General features: G+C 69.9%; 20 protein-coding genes. 5 read left to right on the top strand and 15 right to left on the bottom strand.

Annotation, left to right across the window (positions count from 1 at the left end):
• Window positions 1–15: 15 nt before the first annotated feature.
• The 5 genes from AOZ49_RS24435 to AOZ49_RS24415 form a co-directional block, all read right to left on the bottom strand.
• Window positions 16–423, bottom strand: coding sequence for a cupin domain-containing protein (locus tag AOZ49_RS24435; RefSeq protein WP_231690434.1), 408 nt, complete (start codon window positions 421–423; stop codon window positions 16–18).
• Window positions 424–486: 63 nt separating this feature from the next.
• The gene (locus tag AOZ49_RS24430) at window positions 487–2,619 is read right to left on the bottom strand and encodes a TonB-dependent siderophore receptor (RefSeq protein WP_156350000.1); all 2,133 of its coding nucleotides are present in this window, start codon (window positions 2,617–2,619) and stop codon (window positions 487–489) included.
• A gap of 179 nt (window positions 2,620–2,798) precedes the next feature.
• On the bottom strand, window positions 2,799–4,931 hold the full coding sequence (locus AOZ49_RS24425; protein ID WP_082380575.1) for a TonB-dependent siderophore receptor: 2,133 nt from the start codon (window positions 4,929–4,931) through the stop codon (window positions 2,799–2,801).
• Between the two features lie 158 nt (window positions 4,932–5,089).
• Complete coding sequence (locus tag AOZ49_RS24420) at window positions 5,090–5,968, bottom strand: helix-turn-helix transcriptional regulator (protein ID WP_231689766.1); 879 nt, start codon at window positions 5,966–5,968, stop codon at window positions 5,090–5,092.
• Between the two features lie 28 nt (window positions 5,969–5,996).
• On the bottom strand, window positions 5,997–6,998 hold the full coding sequence (locus AOZ49_RS24415; protein WP_054478261.1) for a GlxA family transcriptional regulator: 1,002 nt from the start codon (window positions 6,996–6,998) through the stop codon (window positions 5,997–5,999).
• Between the two features lie 155 nt (window positions 6,999–7,153).
• On the opposite strand from AOZ49_RS24415, the gene AOZ49_RS24410 reads away from it, so the two are divergent.
• Window positions 7,154–8,377, top strand: a complete 1,224-nt coding sequence (locus AOZ49_RS24410; RefSeq protein ID WP_054478260.1) for an MFS transporter — start codon at window positions 7,154–7,156, stop codon at window positions 8,375–8,377.
• A 69-nt stretch (window positions 8,378–8,446) separates the two neighbouring features.
• Here the strand turns inward: AOZ49_RS24410 and AOZ49_RS24405 are convergent, their stop codons facing one another.
• From AOZ49_RS24405 to AOZ49_RS24375, 7 genes are all read right to left on the bottom strand, one after another.
• Window positions 8,447–8,779 (bottom strand): hypothetical protein, encoded by a 333-nt coding sequence (locus tag AOZ49_RS24405; protein ID WP_054478259.1) that lies wholly within the window; start codon window positions 8,777–8,779, stop codon window positions 8,447–8,449.
• A gap of 148 nt (window positions 8,780–8,927) precedes the next feature.
• On the bottom strand, window positions 8,928–9,164 hold the full coding sequence (locus AOZ49_RS24400) for a DUF3820 family protein (RefSeq protein ID WP_054430257.1): 237 nt from the start codon (window positions 9,162–9,164) through the stop codon (window positions 8,928–8,930).
• A 5-nt stretch (window positions 9,165–9,169) separates the two neighbouring features.
• Window positions 9,170–9,721 carry a cysteine hydrolase family protein gene (locus tag AOZ49_RS24395; protein WP_054478258.1) on the bottom strand — a complete coding sequence of 184 codons (552 nt, stop codon included), beginning with the start codon at window positions 9,719–9,721 and terminating at the stop codon, window positions 9,170–9,172.
• Between the two features lie 22 nt (window positions 9,722–9,743).
• The gene (locus AOZ49_RS24390; RefSeq protein ID WP_054478305.1) at window positions 9,744–10,319 is read right to left on the bottom strand and encodes a GNAT family N-acetyltransferase; all 576 of its coding nucleotides are present in this window, start codon (window positions 10,317–10,319) and stop codon (window positions 9,744–9,746) included.
• A gap of 76 nt (window positions 10,320–10,395) precedes the next feature.
• On the bottom strand, window positions 10,396–11,043 hold the full coding sequence (locus tag AOZ49_RS24385; protein WP_054430261.1) for a glutathione S-transferase family protein: 648 nt from the start codon (window positions 11,041–11,043) through the stop codon (window positions 10,396–10,398).
• Between the two features lie 25 nt (window positions 11,044–11,068).
• Window positions 11,069–11,542: an OsmC family protein gene (locus AOZ49_RS24380; protein WP_054478256.1), complete on the bottom strand. Its 474-nt coding sequence runs from the start codon at window positions 11,540–11,542 to the stop codon at window positions 11,069–11,071.
• Between the two features lie 90 nt (window positions 11,543–11,632).
• Window positions 11,633–12,028, bottom strand: coding sequence for a GFA family protein (locus AOZ49_RS24375; protein WP_054478253.1), 396 nt, complete (start codon window positions 12,026–12,028; stop codon window positions 11,633–11,635).
• A 242-nt stretch (window positions 12,029–12,270) separates the two neighbouring features.
• Between AOZ49_RS24375 and AOZ49_RS24370 the strand changes: the two genes are divergently transcribed.
• Together AOZ49_RS24370 and AOZ49_RS24365 are read left to right on the top strand one after the other, a co-directional pair.
• Window positions 12,271–12,696, top strand: a complete 426-nt coding sequence (locus tag AOZ49_RS24370) for a copper resistance protein NlpE (protein WP_054478251.1) — start codon at window positions 12,271–12,273, stop codon at window positions 12,694–12,696.
• Between the two features lie 134 nt (window positions 12,697–12,830).
• Window positions 12,831–13,577, top strand: coding sequence for an ABC transporter substrate-binding protein (locus AOZ49_RS24365; protein WP_054478250.1), 747 nt, complete (start codon window positions 12,831–12,833; stop codon window positions 13,575–13,577).
• 92 nt (window positions 13,578–13,669) lie between these two features.
• Here the strand turns inward: AOZ49_RS24365 and AOZ49_RS24360 are convergent, their stop codons facing one another.
• Both AOZ49_RS24360 and fmdA read right to left on the bottom strand, forming a co-directional pair.
• Window positions 13,670–14,002: an FmdB family zinc ribbon protein gene (locus AOZ49_RS24360; RefSeq protein WP_054478249.1), complete on the bottom strand. Its 333-nt coding sequence runs from the start codon at window positions 14,000–14,002 to the stop codon at window positions 13,670–13,672.
• A gap of 22 nt (window positions 14,003–14,024) precedes the next feature.
• Window positions 14,025–15,254 (bottom strand): formamidase, encoded by a 1,230-nt coding sequence (gene fmdA, locus AOZ49_RS24355; protein ID WP_054430275.1) that lies wholly within the window; start codon window positions 15,252–15,254, stop codon window positions 14,025–14,027.
• 371 nt (window positions 15,255–15,625) lie between these two features.
• Here fmdA and AOZ49_RS24350 point away from each other — a divergent pair, with 371 nt between their 5' ends.
• A complete protein-coding gene (locus AOZ49_RS24350; RefSeq protein ID WP_054430277.1) occupies window positions 15,626–16,825 on the top strand; it encodes a GGDEF domain-containing protein in 1,200 nt (399 codons plus the stop codon).
• Window positions 16,826–16,897: 72 nt separating this feature from the next.
• Window positions 16,898–17,263, top strand: coding sequence for a hypothetical protein (locus tag AOZ49_RS24345; RefSeq protein WP_054430352.1), 366 nt, complete (start codon window positions 16,898–16,900; stop codon window positions 17,261–17,263).
• Window positions 17,264–17,318: 55 nt separating this feature from the next.
• On the opposite strand, the gene AOZ49_RS24340 is transcribed toward AOZ49_RS24345, so the two are convergent.
• Complete coding sequence (locus AOZ49_RS24340) at window positions 17,319–18,797, bottom strand: aminotransferase class V-fold PLP-dependent enzyme (RefSeq protein ID WP_054478248.1); 1,479 nt, start codon at window positions 18,795–18,797, stop codon at window positions 17,319–17,321.
• Between the last annotated feature and the right edge of the window lie 107 nt (window positions 18,798–18,904).

Below are 18,904 nucleotides of genomic sequence, written 5' to 3'. Positions count from 1 at the left end.
TCACGTCGATTTCCTTCAAGCTTGCGTTGCCGCGCCCACGCGGCGGTGTTCACTGCCCTGCCCGGGCGTGACGAACAGGATGCGGGCCGGACAGGCCACGTGCAGGCGGTGCCAGACGCCGCGCGGCACCACGGCGCCGCGCCGCGCGTCCAGCAGCACGTCGGTCTCGACGCCGGCCTCGTCCATCAGCGTCAGCACCACGCGGCCTTCCAGCACACAGAGCATTTCCTCGCCGGCCGGATGCCGTTCCCAGACGTCGCCGTGCACGTCGGCGTCGCTGGCCGCGGCCTTGATGCCGACCAGCCAGCCTTCGTGCGGCGCCAGGCGCCGCAGCCTGCCGATGTCGCGCATGCCGCCATCGCCGGCCAGCGCCATGAAATGATCGAGCCAGTCGAACACTGGCACGGGCGTCGTTGCAGCCACGTTGTCTCTCCTTGAAAAAAGGGATGGACGGCGCGCCCGCGCCATCCATCGATCGCACACCGCTCAGTACTCGGCCCGCAGGGTCAGCATGACGTTGCGCGGTTCGCCGTAGCGGTTGTTCCAGGCCGTGCCCGACAGGCTCTGGTAGTAGCCGCGGTCGAACACGTTGTTGACGTTCAGCGCCGCGGTCAGGTGCTTGTCGACGCGGTAGGCCAGGCGCAGGTCCACCAGCGCGTAGCCGCCCTGGCGCAGCGTGACCGGACCCGACACGGTCGAATAGCCGGACTGCACCTGCAGGCCGCCGCCCACGCTCAGGCGCCGCTGCATCGTCGGCAGCGCATAGTTGGTCCACAGGCGGAAGATGTGCCTGGGCGTGAAACTGGCGAAGGGCTGGCCGCCGGCCTGCGTGTCGGTCAGGTACTTGCTGGTGTTGAAGGTGTAGCCGGCCGCCACCGTCCAGTACGGCGTGATGCTGCCGCTGGCCTCGGCCTCGAAGCCGCGGCTGCGCACCTCGCCGCCCGCCACGTAGTAGCAGTTCTGGCCGACGCAGGGCCAGTCCGGATCCTGCTGCGCGCGGTTCTTCTGGCGGATCTGGAACGCGGCCAGCGATACGTTCAGCGCGCCGTCCATCAGTTCACCCTTGATGCCAGCTTCGTAGTTGGTGCCGGTGACCGGGTCCAGCCCCTGGCCGTCGCGCGTCAGCTGGCTCTGCGGCTGGAACACCTCGGCATAGCTGCCGTACAGCGACCACTGGCGGTCCAGGTCGACGATCAGCCCGCCGTAGGGCGTGAATTCGGGATCGATGCGCTGGCGCGAACCGGGCGCGTCCTGGTTCCACCAGCTCATGCGTCCGCCCAGCACCAGCGTCAGCGGATCGGCCAGCGAGAAGCGCCCCATGCCGTAGACGCCCTGCTGGCGGGCTCGCGTCTCGCCCGGCGAAGTGTAGGGGCCGACGCCCGGCTCCGGCACGCCATGCGGGTCCCAGTCGAACACGTTCACCGGCACGCGCAGCGCCGGCGTCAGCTGGCCGGTGTACTGCTCGGTCGTGGTGCGCTGGGCATTGCCGCCGAACAGCAGTTCGTGGCGGCGGCCGAACAGTTGCACCGGGCCGCTGACATAGGCGTCGACGCTGGCCTGGGTGTTGTCGAACTTGTAGGCGCCGCCCATCAGCGCCGAGCCCAGGCCGGTCTGGCGGTCGATGGCGCCGTAGGCGCCGGCGTACTTCAGGTTGCTGTCGGCGGTGAGATAGTTGGCGCTGACCTTGGCGCTCCAGCCCTGGCCGAAGCGGTGCTCCAGATCCGCGAACACCCGCGTGGTGTTCCAGTTGAAGCGGTCCCAGGCCGCGTCCAGGTAGGTCGAGCGCTTCAGCCCGATGTCGCCGCCGTCCTTGTAGCGCGGCACGCCCGCCATGTTGGTGGTGGAGCGGATGCGCTGGTATTGCAGGCCGGCCGACAGCACCGTATCCGGGCCCAGGTCGACCTCGCCGATGCCGTAGAACAGCGCCGACTTCTGGTCCGCCACGTCGTAGAAATAGCCGCGGTCCTCGACCGCCGTGACGAGGCGGCCGCGCACGCTGCCGCTGTCGTTGAGCGGGCCGCCCAGATCGGCCTCGGCGCGGTAGCGGTCCCAGCTGCCGGCGCTGAGCGCGCCGCTGAAAGCGAACTCACGCTGCGGCCGCTTGCGCACCAGGTTGACGGTGGCCGCCGGGTTGCCGGCGCCGTGCAGCAGGCCGTTGGCGCCGCGCAGGATCTCGACGCGCTCGTACACCGCCATGTCCTGCGGCGACGCGGCCATGTTGCCCATCAGCACCGGCACGCCGTCCTGCTCGTACGAATCGACCTTGAAGCCGCGGGCGTAATAGGCGGTGGTCAGCAGCTGATAGGGCTGCACCGTGATGCCGGTGGCGTGCTGCATGACCTCGTCCAGGCTTTGCAGGTTCTGCTGCCGCATCTGCTCCTGGCCAATGACCGTGATCGATTGCGGCGTCTCGCGCACCGTCAGCGGCAGCTTGCCCATCGTGGGCGTCTGCGGGCTCGCCGCGGATTCACCGCTGACGGTGACCGCCGGCAGCGTCGCCGCATCGCCCGCCGCCTGCGCCAGCGCCGGCCCCGCCGCCGTCAACGCCAGCCAGACCGGCCAATGACGCGCCCCGCCCTTGCGCGGCCGCGCCGCCCCGTTCCTGAACCTTGATCGCACCGCCGTTCCTCTTTCCTGGTTGTTGAGAATTATTCTCAAACCATTCTAGGGAGCGGCGCGGCGCGCCACTGGCGATTGCGGAAGTCCCGCTATCGATTGCGGAAGTTTTTGCCGGCGAGGCGGCCGGCGCCGGCCAGGGCGTGTCGCGCGACGCGCCCTGACCGGCGCAATGACGGCGGTCAGTACTCGGCGCGCACCGTCAGCATGAAGTTGCGCGGCTCACCGTAGTAGTTGGTCCAGTTGGCGTCGCTCAGGCGCTGGTAGTAGACGCGGTCGAACAGGTTGTTGGCGTTCAGCGCCACCGTCACGTGTTTGTCGACGCGATAGGCCACGCGCATGTCGGCCAGCGCGTAGCCGCCCTGGCGCAGCGTGATGGGCCCGGAGACGTTGTAGAAGCCCGACTGCACCTGCACGCCCCCGCCCACGCTCAGGCGCCTTGCCAGCGCCGGCAAGGCGTACTCGGTCCAAAGGCGGAACATGTGCCTGGGAGCGAAGCTGGCGAGAGGCTGGCCCGCCGAACGGGTGTCGGTCAGGTAGCGGGTGGTGTTGAAGGTATAGCCCGCCATCAGGTTCCAGTAGGGCGTGATGTCGCCAATCGCCTCGAGTTCAAAACCCCGGCTGCGCACTTTTCCGCCGGAAATGGAGGGGCAGTTGCGGCCCCGGCAGGGCACCACCGACGGCTCGGCCTGCGCGCGATCCTTCTGGTCGATCTGGAACAGCGCCAGGGACACGTTCAACGCGTCCGCCAGTTCGCCCTTGATGCCAGCCTCGTAATTCGTGCCGGTCATTGGATCGAGCATCTCGCCCTTGCGGTTCCTGTCGCTCTGCGGCTTGAATACCTGCGCGTAGCTGCCGTACAGCGACCATTGGCGATCCAGGTCGAAGATCAGTCCGCCGTAGGGCGTGAACTTGGCGTTGACGCGCTTCTCGGCGGTGGGCGACGCCAGATGGCTCCAGTCCAGGCGGCCGCCCAGCACCAGCGTCAAGGGATCGGCCAGCGAGAAGCGGCCCATGCCGTACAGGCCCTGCTCGCGCTCCGGATTCCTGCCATCGGACGTGTAGGGGCCGACGTCGTAACGGGGCACATCATGCGGATTCCAGTTGAACACGTCGATGGGCGTGCCATGGACGCCGCCGAGCGCGACGGCGTTCGAGTTCTCCCATGACGTGCGCAACGAATTGGCGCCGACCAGCAGCTCGTGGCGCCGGCCGAACAGTTCGATCGGCCCGCTGGCATAGGCGTCGAAGCTGGTCTGGCTGTTGTCGTAGCGGATGCCCTGGCCGTAGAGCGTCGTGCCGGCGCCCGTCTTCGGATCGACCCCGCCCATGCCGGTGAGGTACTTCATCTCGGAGTCGGACTTGAGGTGATTGACGCTGAGCCTGGCGGTCCAGCCCTGGCCGAAGCGGTGCTCCAGGTCGGCGAACACGCGCGTGGTGTTCCAGTTGGAATGGCTGTCGATGGATTCGAGGTTGGTCGAGCGCTTCAGGCCAAGCGGGCTGCCGTCCTTGTAGCGCGGCAGGCCGCCCATGCTGGGCGGCGGATTGGAACGCACCTGCTGGGTCTGGAGGCCGGCCGACAGGACCGTGTCCGGCCCCAGGTCGACCTCGCCGACGCCGTAGAACAGCCCGGTCTTCTGGTTCGCGGCCTGGTAGAAGAAGCCGCGGTCCTCCAGCACGCCGACGACGCGGCCGCGCACGCTGCCGCTGTCGTTGAGCGGACCGCCCAGGTCCGCCATGCCGCGATAGCGGTCCCAACTGCCGGCGCTGAGTTCGCCGCCGAAGGTGAATTCGCGTTGCGGCCGCTTGCGCACCAGGTTGACGGTGGCCGCCGGATTGCCGGCGCCATGCAACAGGCCGTTGGCGCCGCGCAGGATCTCGATGCGTTCGAAGACGGCGATGTCTTCGGGCCCCGCGGCCACGTTACCCATCATGCTCGGCACGCCGTCCTGCTCGAACGCGTCGATCTTGAAGCCGCGCGAGTAGTAGCCGGTGGTCAGGCGATTGTGCGGCTGCACCGTGATGCCGGTGGCGTGCCGCATGACGTCGTCCAGGGTTTGCAGGTTCTGCTGGCGGATCTGTTGCAGGCCGATCACGGAGATCGACTGCGGCGTCTCGCGCACGCTCAAGGGCAGCTTGCCCAGAGTCGGTTGCGGCGCGGCGGCCGCCTCGCGCTCGCCGCTGACCGTGACCGCCGGCAGCGTGGCCGCGTCCCGGGCGTCGTCGGCCAGCGCCGGCCCCGCCGCCAGCGCCAGCCACAACGGCCAATGGCGCGCCACCGCGATGCGCGCCGTGTTCCTGATGCGTGAACGCATGGGTACTTCTCCCTCTTTGATACAGAGAATTATTCTCATGTAATTTGGAGGAGAAACCGCAACGCTCACGCGTTTGCAAGACTCTTGCCATGGCGATCGCGCAGGCGCGCGATCCGGCAGGACGGTTCACGGAAGCGAGCCCGCGACCGGCGGCGCGTTCAGCGACCGGCGGCCAACGCGCTGGGCAGCACGCCGTAGCGGCGCTGGAAGGCCTTGCTGAAGTGCGAATCGGTGTAGCCGCAGGCGTAGGCGGCTTCCGACACGCTCATGGCGCCGGCGGCGAGCAGCGCGTGCGCCTGCGCCATGCGCTGCTCGCGCACGAAGGCGTAGACGCTGCAGCCGAACAGCTGGCGAAAACCGGTGGTGAGCTTGTTGACGTTGATGCCGGCGCGGCGCGCCAGCGCGGGCAAGGCGGGCGGATGCTGCAGATCGGCCAGCACCAGGTCGCGCGCATGGTGCAGGCGCTCGATGTCGGCGCGCGACAGGCCGGCCGCGGCGGGCGCCGCCGGCGCCGGTTGCAGCGCGGCCAGCGCCAGCGCGGTCAGCTCCAGGGCCTTGGCGGACAGGTACATGCGCTTGAGCGCGCCCTGCATCGGGCAGGCCAGCATCTGCCGGCCCAGCGCCTGCAAGGGCGCCGCCAGCCGCAGGTTGGCATCGGCATAGGCCGCATCGCCGCGCGGCGCGCGCAGCAGCCCCGCAATGTCGGCCGGTTCGAGCGACAGCGATTCGCGCAGATGGTCCAGCGAGGTGCGCAGCGACACGAAGCGCAATGCGCGGCGCGCGCCGAATTCGTGTTCCATGCGCAGCGGGTCGCGGCACAGGCTCAGGTGCAGCGAGGGGCCGCTGACCTGCGCGGCCGGCGCGCCCGGCACGCGATAGCGCAGCTCGCCTTCCAGCACCACGACGAGCTTCAGGCCCGGCGCCAGGTCCTCCAGCATCCGTTCCTCGCGCTCGAAACGCAAGGTGCCGCCGGCCAGCGACATCGCGGGCGTGGCGGCGGGAACGGTCCAGTCGAGTACGGGGGGCGGATGGGTCACGGCGGCGGACCCGACGCGGCGAGCCCCTTTATTGAGAGTGAATATTATTACCGTTTTCCGAGCTGTCGCGCCAACCCTGGCTGCGCGCGGCGCGGCGCATGGCTTGCGGCGGCTGGCCGTAGACCCGCAGGAAGGCGCGCCGCATCCGTTCGCTGTCGGTGAAGCCGACCCGCCGCGCCACGCTGTCGATGCTGCCATCGCCGCTTTCGATCTGCGCCCGCGCGGTCTGGGCGCGGATGCGCTCGACCGCCTTGGCGGGCGTCTCGCCGGTTTCGGCCTTGAAGCTGCGCAGGAACTGGCGCGGGCTGACGCAGGCCACCTCCGCCAGGTGTTCCACCGTCAGGGCCGCGCCCAGGTTGCCGCGGATGTGCTCCAGCACCGCGCGCATGCGCTCGCTGTCGGGCGCCAGGTCCTGCAGCGCCGAGAACTGCGACTGGCCGCCCGAGCGCCGGTGATAGACCACCATCTCGCGCGCGGTCTCGGCGGCGACCTCCGCGCCCAGGTCGGCCTCGACCATCGCCAGCGCCAGGTCGATGCCGGCGGTGATGCCCGCCGAGGTCCAGGTATCGCCGTCGCGCACGTGGATGCGGTCGGCCTGCACGCGGACGGCGGGGTGGTTGCGCGCCAGCGCGGCGGCGTGGCGCCAGTGGGTGGTGGCGCGCAGGCCGTCGAGCAGGCCCGCGGCGGCCAGCACGCGGGCGCCGGTGCAGACGCTGGCCAATCGCCGGCCCGCCTGGCGCTGGGCATGCAGGTAGGCGCGCATGGCGGGGCTGAGGGCGCTTTCGCGCGCGCCCTCGCCGCCGGGCACCACCAGGGTGTCCACCGGCGCGCCGCGCCACGGCGTGGTCAGCACGCCGATGCCGCAGGAGCTGCGCACCTCGCCGCCCGCTTCCGATACCGCTTGCACGGCGTAGGCTGGCGCGCCCGCGCGGCGCGCCAGCGAGCCGGCGGTCTGGAATACGGCGGCGGGGCCGGACATGTCGAGCAGCTGGAAATCGGGCACCAGCAGGAACGTTACGGCGTGGGTCATGGGAGGGCCGAGGGGGATTGGCGTTTATCGAGGGAATTATGTCATTTACGCCAAAGTGTGCGCCGCTAGAGTGAGCCCTGTCAAACCGCAATCCCCGGCCTCGCGCCGTGGGCGGCGTGTTCGACCCATCCTTCACGTCCTCGCTCCGAGTCCTCATGCCTGCCTCGCCTTCCCTGGCCATCGGCCGCCGCAACGCCCGCATCCTGGCCGTATGCCGGGGCCTGTTCATCGCCGCCATCTCGATCGACCTGACGCTGACGGCCCTGACCGGCCACATGCTGGCCCCCGACAAGGCGCTGTCCACCCTGCCCTTCGCGCTGATCACGGTGGCCGGCGCGCTGGTCACCTGGTTCGCCTCGCTGCTGATGCAGCGCATCGGCCGCCGCAACGGCTTCGCGCTGGGCGCGCTGGCCGGCGCGGCGGGGGGCGGCATTTCGGTGTGGGCGGTGTTCCATTCGGACTTCTGGATGTTCTGCGCCGGCACCGCGCTGGTCGGCGTGTTCCAGGCGTTCGCCCAGTACTACCGGCTGGCGGCGGCGGACGCGGTCGAACCGGCCGCCAAGAGCCGCGCGATTTCCGTGGTGATGACCGGCGGCGTCATCGCCGCGATCGCCGGCCCGGCGCTGGCGGCCTGGAGCCGCGACCTGTTCGCGCCGGTGACCTTCGCCGGCGCCTACCTGATGGTGGCGTTGCTGGCGCTGCTGTCCGCCGCCCTGCTGTTCGGCTTCTACCGCGATACCGACGCGCCCGCGGCGGCGGCCGACGCGCAGGCCGGCCTGCCGGCGCGGCCGCTCGGCGAGGTGGCGCGCCAGCCGGTGTTCGTCGCCGCGCTGGCCAACAACGTGGTGGGCTCGGTGTCGATGATGTTCATCATGACCGCCGCGCCGCTGGCGGCGGTGGCCTGCAGCCACAGCATCGGCGACGGCGCCAACATCATGCAGTGGCACCTGGTGGGCATGTATGCGCCGGCGTTCTTCGCCGGCACGCTGATCCAGCGCTTCGGTCTGCCGCGGGTGCTCGGCGCGGGCATGCTGCTGAACGTGGCCTGCTCGCTGATCGCGATGGCCTCGCCCTCGCTGCCGGCGTTCTACGCGGCGCTGTTCTGCCTGGGGGTGGGATGGAACTTCATGTTCGTGGGCGGCACCACGCTCTTGGCGCAGTCGTACCGGCCGTCGGAGCGCGCCCGCGCCCAGGGCGCGGCGGAGATGCTGCGCTACGCCGCCACCGCCCTAGCCACGCTGGCGGCCGGACCGGCGCTGGACGCGTTCGGCTGGGAAGCCCTGAACGCGGCCATGCTGCCGGTGGTGCTGGCCGCGGGCCTGATGACCTGGCACTGGGCGCGCGGTTCGGCGCGCGCCGCCGCGGCCGGGGCCGCCTGAGGTCCGCCGCCGCGGACGGCACGGCCCGCCACCGGGCCGCGCCAATCTCCGCGGCGCGCGCGTGCCACGCTACTGCTGGCGGCGCTGTTCCAGTTCGCGCAGGCACTGGGCGACGCCGGCCTGCATCTGGGCATTGGACACCGCGGCGCGGTCCGAGACTTCGCGGCAACGCACGTACTCGGCCTGGCTCTCGGGCGAATCGCGGATCACGACCGGCGGCGCGGCGTTGGGATCGGGCGTCACGGTCATGCGCAAGGTGGAAGGCGGCGACAGGCTGCCGTCCTTGGAACGCTGGCTGGGATACTGGTATTCCTGCGTGACCGGCGCCGCGCTCTGCGCCTGCGCCGCGCCGCCCAGGCAGGCCAGGACCAGCAGGACGGCGGTGATCGGGAGTTTCTTCATGTCGACCTCTCTTCGTTGAGCGCGCGCCCGGGCCCGATACTCGGCACGGTGGCGCGCCGGTCTATCGTAGCCGCGGGCGCGGCCGCGGAAGGTGCCAAGACGCTACGCGGGCGATGAGATTTGTTTCTTGCGGTTTCCCGCGGCCGCCTCAGCGCGGCGCCGGCGGCTTGCCGGGCGGCTTTCGTAAAGGCGCCAGTAAGGAAGCGAGGCCGTTGTGGTCCAGCTCGTGCATCAGCGCCAGCAAACGCCCCAGCTCGCCCGGCGGAAAGCCCTTGCGCGCGAACCAGGCCAGGTACGGGCCCGGCAGGTCGGCGATCAGCCGCCCCTGGTACTTGCCGAAAGGCATGGCGCGCGTCACCAGCAGCTGCAGCAGTTCGGGATCCATGCGCCCTACCTTGCCGGCGCGGCGCCGAACGCGATGTCGGCGGCGGGCACGGCGGCGATCTTCACGCCGAAGCTGGAGATCGACGACAGCGTGGCGTTATGGTGCGCGCGGATCTGCGCGCCGGGCGCGTGCGCCTTGTCCTGGGTGGTGTGGGCGTCGGCCGCCAGCGTCACCGGATAGCCCAGCGCCGCGGCGCGGCGCACGGTGGTGTCGACGCAGAACTCGCTGGCGTAGCCGCACACCACCAGGTGCGTGGCCCCGGCCCGCGACAGCGCGTCCGCCAGGCCGGTGCGCAGGAACGAGTCCGGCGTGGTCTTGTAGACGCGGGCATCGCCCTCGGCCGGCCGCAGCCGCGTATCCAGGTGCCAGCCCGGCTCGCCATGCGCCAGCGGGCTGCCGGGCGCCTCATGCTGCACGTAGATGACGGGCACGGCCGCGGCGCGGGCGCGCTCGGCCAAGTCGTTGATGCGCGCCAGCACGGCGCCGGCGTCGGCGGGTTCGGGCGTGGTCTCGAACAGGGCGCGTTGCACGTCGATCACGATCAGGGCGGACTTCATGGTTTCCTCGTTCAGTGGCGGACTAGCCGCATTCGGCGCCTTGCGTCGCCGGCGGCCAGATGCGGGCGTACATCCAGAAGTGGCGCGGCTCGCCGCGCACCTGGCGGTAATGGTGCAGCAGCCCCTCGCGCTGGAAGCGGCAGCGCTCCAGCACGCCGGCCGACGCGACATTGGTATCGAGCACCGTGGCCTGCACGCGAGCCAGGCCCAGCGTCTGCAAGGCCCAGCCGGTGACCGCCTCGCACGCCTGCGAGGCAATGCCGCGGCGCCAATGCGACGGCGCCAGGTCGTAGGCGATCTCGGCGCGGCGCGCGCCCGGCGTGATCTCGTTCAGGCCGATGGTGCCGATCAGGCGGTCATCGGCCTCGACGATCGCCAGGCGCATCGCGCGCGTGGCGACCGGATCCTCGTAGCCCCGGATCAGCCCGGCCAGCGCGTCCGCGCCGTCCAGTTGCCAGCTGGTGTGGCGGGTCACGTTGTCGTCGTTGAGATAGGCGTGCCAGGCGGCGGCATCGGCGTCGCGCAGGGGGCGCAGGCGCAGGCCGGCGATGCCCAGGTCGGGAGCCTGCCGGGACCAGTCGGCGAGAGGAAGGGACATGATGCGAAAGGCGTTGAAAAGGAAGCGCCGGCGCATGCTTGCCCCGGCCGTCCACAGCTTAACAGGCTCGCGCCGCTCAGAAGTCCAGGCGCCCCTTCAGTTCGCCGAACGGCACCATGACGTGTTCGCGATAGGCGGGGCGTTGTTGCAGCCGCTCGTACCAGGCGCGCACGTTCGGTAGCGGCGCGTGGGCGATGTCCAGCTCGTAATAGCGGTACAGCGCGGTGGCCGCGGGAATGTCGGCCAGCGTCAGCGCCTCGCCGCCCAGATAGGGTTGCGTGGCCAGCACGGCGTCCAGCTGGCGCAGGCAGGCGTGCGTGTTCGCCAGGGCGCGGTCGATGGCGGCCAGGTCGCGCTGCGGCTCGGGGGTGCGGTAGTAGCCCCAGAACACGCCCACCAGGAACGCCGGCTGCAGCGCCGTCTGGGCCCAGTCCATCCAGCCGTCGGCGCGCGCGCGCCGCGCCGGATCGGCCGGCCAGAAAGCCTCGGCGCCATGGCGCGCGGCCAGATAGCGCAGGATCGCGTGGGACTCCCACACCACCGTGTCGCCCTCGCGCAGCAGCGGCACCCGGCCATGCGGATTCATCCGCAGGAACTCGGGCGTATCGAGCAGGCCGTGCTGGCCGCCGGCCAGCACGTGTTCATAGGTCAGGCCCAGTTCGCCCGCCAGCCACAAGACCTTCTGCACGTTGAAGGAACTGCGCCGGCCCCAGATCGTCAGCATTGCAAACCCTTTTCAAATGACGGAGTCAGCCGGCCACCACGATGCGCGGCTCGCACAGCACCGGGAAATTCACCGAATTGGCGATATAGCAGAAATGATGGGCGCGAGCGTGCAGCGCTTCGGCCAGGCCGGCATCGCCGCCCGCGGCGATGGAGACCTCGGGCCGCAGCGTGACCGAGGCGAAGGCGCCGCCGCGCTCGGGGTCTTCGCGCATGACGCCGTGGGCGTCGTCGCGGTAGGCCGTGACGATGATGTTCTCGACCGCGCACAGGTGCAGGTACCAGAGCTTGTGGCAGGCCGATAGCGAGGCCACCAGCAGGTCCTCGGGATTCCAGCGCGCCGGGTCGCCACGGAACGCGGGATCGGCCGAGCCGGCGATATCGGGCTTGCCCGGCGACTGGATCACGTGGTCGCGGGCATATGCGGTGTAGCTGACGGTGCCCTTGCCGGTATTGCCGGTCCAGGTCACGCCGACGTCGTAATGGTGTTCGCCTTTCATTGCGGCTTCCTCGCGGCGCGCCACGCCGGCGCGCAAAGATCGCTAGCGTAGCGCATGCGCCACGCGTCGGGAATGGGACGGCGACGCGCGCTATCCCGGCACGGTGTCCGGATAGGCCGGAACGCCCGGCCCATGATCGAGCCACGGCACGTCGTGGGCGGTGTGGATGTGAGCGAGCGGCCGCGCGCCGGGATCGTCGTCCAGCGTCGCCACGCGCAGGATCACCTGCGGCTGCGCCACCCAGTGCGCCATCAGGTGCGCGCCGCAGCGGGTGCAGAAATGGCGGATCTTGCCGGGCGACGATTCATAAGCGCCCAGCGCGTCCGCGCCGCGGGTCCAGCGGAAATCCTCGCGCGCCACCCGCGCGGTCGAGGCGAACGCGGCCGCATGCGCCTTGCGGCACGTGGCGCAATGGCAATGGACGATGGGCCCGGCCAGGCGGTCCGCCTCGTAGGCCACGGCGCCGCACAGACAGCTTCCTTGCATGATGACGCTCCTTCGCGCCCGCGGCACGATGCCGCGGGCCTGCCGATGAGCGTAACGCGGGCCGCCGCGGCGCGCCGCGCCGATACGGCCAGGATGACGGGCGGCGGCGGACAGGCGCGGCCGCCAGGCGCCACCGTGGCAACGGCCCCACGCCGGCGCGCGGCGCCTTGCCTTTACATCCCGTTTCAGCAAGGATGGGCGTGCGTCCGTATCGTGGGCGCACCGCTACACAGGAGCTCGCCATGATGAAAACCACCTTGACCTGCACCCTGACAGTCGCCCTGCTCGCCGGCTGCGCCCCGTCCAAACCCATCACCGCCCGTTCCGTGCCCGTGGACAACCACACGGCCCGCAACGCGCTCGACTGGCCCGGCAGCTACGAAGGCACCCTGCCCTGCGCCGACTGCCCCGGCATCCGCTCCCGCCTGACGCTGATGAAGGATGGCCGCTACGAGCGCACTACCCAGTACCTGGACCGCCAGCCGCAACCCGAAGCGGTGGCCGGCACCTTCAGCTGGGAATCCGACGGCAGCACCATCCGGCTGGACGCCTCCGGCGACAGCCAGCGTTACTTCGTCGCCGAGAACCAGGTGATCATGCTGTACCGCGACGGCACCCGTCCCACCGGTCCGCTGGCGCCGCACTACGTGCTGCGCCGCGCGCAATAGCGCGGCGTCATCGGCGGCGGGCCTCGCGCCCAGCCGCCGGCGCCGCGGACAGCACGCAAGCGCCCCGCTTCCGGCTATTCTCTGGGCTGCACATGCCGCGACACCGGCGGCGCCCCCCCGAGGAAGGAAGCTCCATGAAGACCGATCACGAACTGCTCGACGCGTTTGCCCCGACGGGCACGCTGCGCGCCTCCATCAACCTGGGCAACCCGATCCTGGCCAACAGCCATCCCGACACCGGCGCGCCCGGCGGCGTGTCGGTCGACCTGGCCACCGAGCTGGCGCGCCGGCTGGACGTGAAGCTGGAGCTGGTGGTGTTCAAGTCCGCCGGCGAATCGGTCAACGCGGTCGCCGCCGAGCAGGCCGACGTGGGCTTTTTCGCGATCGACCCGCTGCGCGGCGAGCAGATCGCCTTCACCGCGCCGTACGTGGTGATCGAGGGCGCCCATCTGGTGCGCGACGATTCGCCCATCACCCGCATGGAAGAGGTGGACCGCGCCGGCCAGCGCGTGGTGGTCGGCAAGGGCAGCGCCTACGACCTGTACCTGACGCGCGAGATCAAGCACGCCGAGCTGTTCCGCGCGCCCACCTCGCCCGCGGTGGTCGACACCTTCTTGAAAGAAAACATGGAGGTGGCCGCCGGCGTCAAACAGCAGTTGCAGGCCGACGCCCAGCGCCTGGGCGGCCTGCGCCTGCTGGACGGCCACTTCATGCTGATCCGCCAGGCCATGGGCGTGCCCAAGAGCCGTGGCGCCAAGGCCAGCGCCTACCTGGCCGCCTTCGTCGAAGCCATGAAGAAAAGCGGTTTCGTCGCCGAGGCGCTGGCGCGCCACAAGATCCAGGGCGCCGCCGTGGCGCCGCTGGAAGCCGCGCCGCAATAAAAAAAGCGAGGCGGCGGGATCACGCGCCGCGCCGCCGCGTGGCGAACCGTCGATGGCGCCCCGGCATGCGGGCCGCCATCGACGGGACGGCGTCAGTGGCTGATCATCCAGGGCCGTGAACCGGCGAAGGACTTGGCGCCGTCGGCCGTGGTGCGGGTCTTGCCGGACGTGCGTCCGCCCGAACAACAACCGCAGTTCATGCCGTGCCCGGAACGCGAGCTGCGCGGTTCGTTGGCGCTGCGTTCGTTGGCGGCATGGGCGCGATTGACGGCCGACGACAGCGCCGAAATCGCGGGCGCGCCGCCGACGATGCGGTTCGAAGCGGCCCCACATTGCGGGCAGTCGGCCGGATCGCGCCATTGCGCCAGCGGCCGCAGCGCCGCGAACTCGCCGCAGCCGGCGCAGGCGTAGTCATACATGGGCATGTCGGTCTCCCTGGTCCCGGCCTCAGCGGTCGCGCGACAAGGGCATGTCGACGCCGCCCTTGATGTGCTTGACCGGCCCCGACGCCGACGGCTGGATGTCGAAATCGAAGATCTCGGTCGGCAGCCACAGCGTGGCGCAGGAGTTGGGAATGTCCACCACCCCGCTGATATGCCCCTGCACCGGCGCACAGCCCAGGAGCGAATAGGCCTGCGCCCCCGAATAGCCGAATTTCTTCAGGTACTCGATGGCGTTCAGGCAGGCCTGGCGATAGGCCACGTTCACGTCCAGGTAGTGTTGCTTGCCGCCCTCGTCCACCGAGATGCCCTCGAAGATCAGAAAGTCCTTGTAGGCCGGCGTGATCGGGCTGGGCTTGAAGATCGGGTTGCGGATGGCGTATTTGTCCATGCCGCCCTTGATCAGCGTGACGCGCATGTGCACCCAGCCGGCCATCTCGATGGCGCCGCAGAAGGTGATCTCGCCGTCGCCCTGCGAGAAGTGCAGGTCGCCCACCGACAGGCCGCCGCCCTTGACGTAGACCGGGAAGAACACCCGCGCCCCGCGCGACAGGTCCTTGATGTCGCAGTTGCCGCCATGCTCGCGCGGCGGCACGGTGCGCGCGCCCTCGCCCGCCGCGCGGTCGCGGTCGGCGCCCTGCAGCGCGCCCATGTGCGCGGTCTTGGGGGCTGGCGGATTGGCCAGCGGCGGCACGCGGTTCGGGTTGGTGTCGATCAGCGCCTGCTCGCGCTGGTTCCAGGTGTCCAGCAGCTTCCTGTCGGGCAGGCAGCCGATCAGGCCGGGATGGATCAGGCCGGCGAAGTTGACGCCCGGAATGTGCCGCGACGAGGTGAACATGCCATGGAAATCCCAGATGGATTTCTGCGCATGGGGGAAATGGTCGGTGAGAAAGCCGCCGCCGTTGTTGCGGCTGAAGAAGCCGTTGAAGCCCCACAGGCTGTCGGGCTTGGCGCCGATGTCCAGCAGGTCCACCACCAGCAGGTCGCCGGGCTCGGCGCCTTCGACGCCGACCGGGCCGGACAGGAAGTGCACGGTCGACAGGTCGACATCGCGCACGTCGTCGGCGCTGTCATCGTTCTTGATGGCGCCGCCGGTCCAGTCGTAGGTTTCCAGGATGAAATCGTCGCCGGGCTTGACCCAGACGGCCATCGGGATGTCCGGATGCCAGCGGTTGTGGATCTGCTTGTTCTCGTAGGGGGACTGGGTCAGGTCGACCTGGATGAGGGTGTCGGTCATTCTCTTTCATCTCCAACGCAACGTGTTGATAAAACAGAACTTCAGCCGGAGGGCGCGTCCGATTGCCCGTGGGAGGATCGGATCTTCGATTCCTTGACGTGTGAACGATGGTAGACGCGTTCGGAGCGATTGCCATACTGGTTTTCCATGCAGCATGGCGGCCGCCTTCACGCCGCCTGCCCGCGCCGCCGCGCGAGGCGATACGCTCAATCTTGACGCAACCTGAAACCTGCGCTTACCATTCATCGACCTAAAAGCGCCCATCTGGCGCCAAAGCGGCTTAACGCGGCGGTTTGGGATGCCAACGCGCGCACCCCAGCCGCCATCCCCTGCGATCGCGGTTCCTGCCGCCTCTCCACGCACGCCCCTCCATGGTTGCCTCTGTCGTCATCCTCGGCATGCTCTGCGTGCACCTGTTCTGCTTCTGCGCCATGTTCCTGCTGATCAGCACCCGGCTGGGCGGCAGGAAGATGGGCACGGACGTGTTCGCCGCCGGCCACCTGCTGCTGGGCGTGGCCTACATCCTGCAATTGCTGGGCGCCGAGCCGGGCTGGGGCGCGATGAATTTCCTCAACCACACCCTGACCCTGTGCGCCCCGGTCGCGTATGTGTTCGGGGCGCTACGGTTTTTCAACCGCCCCATCCCCGTGCTGTACCCCATGCTGGCGCTGGCCATTTTCTACACCGCGCTGCAAGTGCTGGTGCAGGCGGCGTGGGGCACGGAGGCGCGCCATGCGCTGCTGGCGGCCTCGTGCGCCCTGCTGTTCCTGGCGATGACGCTGGGGCTGCTGTACGGCGCGCGCACCTTCGCGCGCGACCTGCGCCTGGAGATGATCGTCTTCGCCATCCTGGTGGGCGGCATCTGCGGCCTGAACGCGGCGAAGTTCATGCTGATCCTGAAGGGCGGCATGCCGGCCCTGGACATGCAGGGCCAGTTCCAGACAGTGTTCTACATCTATATGTCATTCCTGGGCACGGTGCTGCCGCCGGCCGTGGTCTGGCTGATCCTGCGGCGCCTGACGGATGAACTGCGCACCATGGCCACGCGCGATCCGCTCACCGGCCTGCTGAACCGGCGCGGCCTGATGGACGGACTGGAGGCGCACTTCCGAGTCCGCCACGCCGCGCCTTCGCACCTGCTGATCGTGGACATCGACCGCTTCAAGCAGATCAACGACACCTACGGCCACCAGACCGGCGACCAGGTCCTGAGCCGGGTGGCGCGGGTGCTGCAGGACACGGTGCGCCAGGGCGACCTGGTGTGCCGGCTGGGCGGCGAGGAGTTCGTGGTGGTGGCGCTCAACAGCGACCGGGACGGCGCCCTGCACCTGGCCGAGCGTCTGCGCGCGGCGATTGCCCACAGCCAGGTACCGGGCGGCCGCCCGCATGGCCCCATCCGCTGCACGGCCACCATCGGCGTGTCACAGCGCTTTGCCAGCACGCAGGTGCTGGACGACATCATGCATCAGGCCGACGCGGCGCTGTACCGGGGCAAGATGTCCGGACGCAACCGGGTGGAGTGGGCGGGCGAGGCAATGGCCCTGCCCCTGGCGGCGCAGGCCTCCGCCTGAGGCCCGCGAGGCCCGGCAGTTATGATGCGCCCATCGCATTTCGCGGCCCCGCCGCGCCGGAAGCCCCTGTCCATGATCCCGACCCGCCCTCTGTCCGCCCTGCTCCTGCTCGCCTGTGCCCTGCCGCTGGGCGCCGCTCATGCGGCCGAGGAATGCGTGGCGCGGTTCGACGCCAGCGTCGCCCGCTACCAGGAGGCGGTGAAAGTGCAGAAGGGACGCGAGACCGCCAACTGGCAGGAGCTGAACGCGCCGCTGTGCCAGGGCCGGCTGGACCTGCTGGACATGGAGTTCGCGCTGGTCGACGACTACGAGCAATGCGCGCGCGACGGCGGCAAGTTTCCCGAGAAGACCGTGAGCGCGATGCAGAGCCAGCCGGACGACCTGGCCGCGCGCAAGAGCGCCTGGATCGACACCTGCGGCCCCTACATGAAGCAATAGCGCGGCCGCCACGCGGCGAGGGCGGCGCCCCCGCGCGGCATGGCGGTCCGCCGCCTCAGGCGACCGCCGCCGGGGCGGGCCGCGGGAAGAAGATGGCGCGGCCGGGATCGAAGTCGTAGCGGTCTTCGAACTCGGTCGCGTCGGCGGCCAATGCCAGCACCGAATCGAGGATGAAGTCGGCCTTGGCGTCGGACAGCAGCACGCTGAAGTTCAGGCGGATGAAGCCCGGCTTTTCGATCTCGCGGCCATCGAGAATGGCCTGGCGCATGCGCGCCGACTCGGCCTCGTCGATCTCCAGCAGGTTGTGCACGTACGGGCCGGCGCAGGCGCAGCCGCCGCGCGCCTGGATGCCGAAGCGATCGCTCAGCATGCGCGTGACCAATTGCTGGTGGACATGGCCGCCCTGGCCGTTGCGCACGCGGAAGGAGAAGATCGGCAGGCGCGGGGCGCTCAATGAACCCAGCAGTTCCAGGCGGGGATCGTCCTGCCAGCGGGCCAGCGCGCGCTGCACGAAGGCGGCGTTGCGCCGCGCCATGAGGTCGGCGCCCAGCGCTTCCTTGACCAGCAGCACCAGCGCGGCGCGGATGTCGCCGACCACGTTGGGCGTGCCGGCCTCTTCGCGCGCCTCCAGGCTGGCGCTGTAGTCATGGCCGCCGGGCGAAACGAACTTGACGGTGCCGCCGCCCGGGAAGGTGGGCGTCGCCACGGCCACCGCGTCGCGGCGCACGATCAGGATGCCGGACGCGCCGGGGCCGCCGATGAACTTGTGCGGCGAGAACACGATGGCGTCGATGGCCGCGTCGTCCGCCGGGGTCATGCGCATGTCCAGGTACGGCGCGCCGCCGGCGTAGTCCCAGACCATCCTGGCGCCGGCGCGCTTGACGCGACGGGTGATGGCTTCGACGTCGGCGACGATGCCGGTGACGTTGGAGGCGGCCGACAGCGCGCAGATGACCAGCGTGTCGTCGGGCGCGCGCAGCGCCGCGTCCAGCTCGGCCAGGTCCGGGCCGCCCCGCGGGCTTTCGGCCAGCGCGACGATGTCGGCGCCGCATTCGCGCCAGGGCAGGATGTTCGAATGATGCTCGTAGGGGCCGATGACGACCCGCACCTTGCGGCCCGCCGCCAGCGCGGCCGGCACGCCGAACAGGTGCACCAGGCGGTTGATGCCCATGGTGGCGCCCGAGCCGGAGAAGATCACGGCATGCTCGTCGCCCGCGCCGCAGCAGCGGCCGACCACGGCGCGCGCCTCGCGCCGCAAGCGCGTGATGAAGCTGCCGCAGAACGAGGCCTCGGTGTGCGAATTGGCGTAGTACGGCAGCACGTGCTCAAGGACGAAGCGCTCGACCTGCATGAGCGCGCGGCCGGAGGCCACGTAGTCGGCGTAGACCAGCGGCTTGAGGCCGAAGGGGCCTTCGATGACGGCGTCCTTGCCGATCAGGCCATCGGCCAGGCTGGCGACGATATCGGGGGATTGCAGGGATTGCTGGAACTGGCGCAACGGCCCTGTGGTGGCCGGGGTCGCTTGGGTAGACATGGTGTGGATACGGGAATGCGGCGGGTGGAAAGTCAGCGAAATATCATACGATGGAAGGAATTTTTAAACTTCACCTAAATTTTCCTTAAAATCGTCAAAAACAGATC

It is taken from the genome of Achromobacter sp. 2789STDY5608615, from assembly GCF_001298995.1.
Taxonomy (GTDB): domain Bacteria; phylum Pseudomonadota; class Gammaproteobacteria; order Burkholderiales; family Burkholderiaceae_B; genus Achromobacter; species Achromobacter insuavis.
Note: the sequence above shows the minus strand (reverse complement) of the source record. Positions and strands in the feature narration are given on the sequence as shown.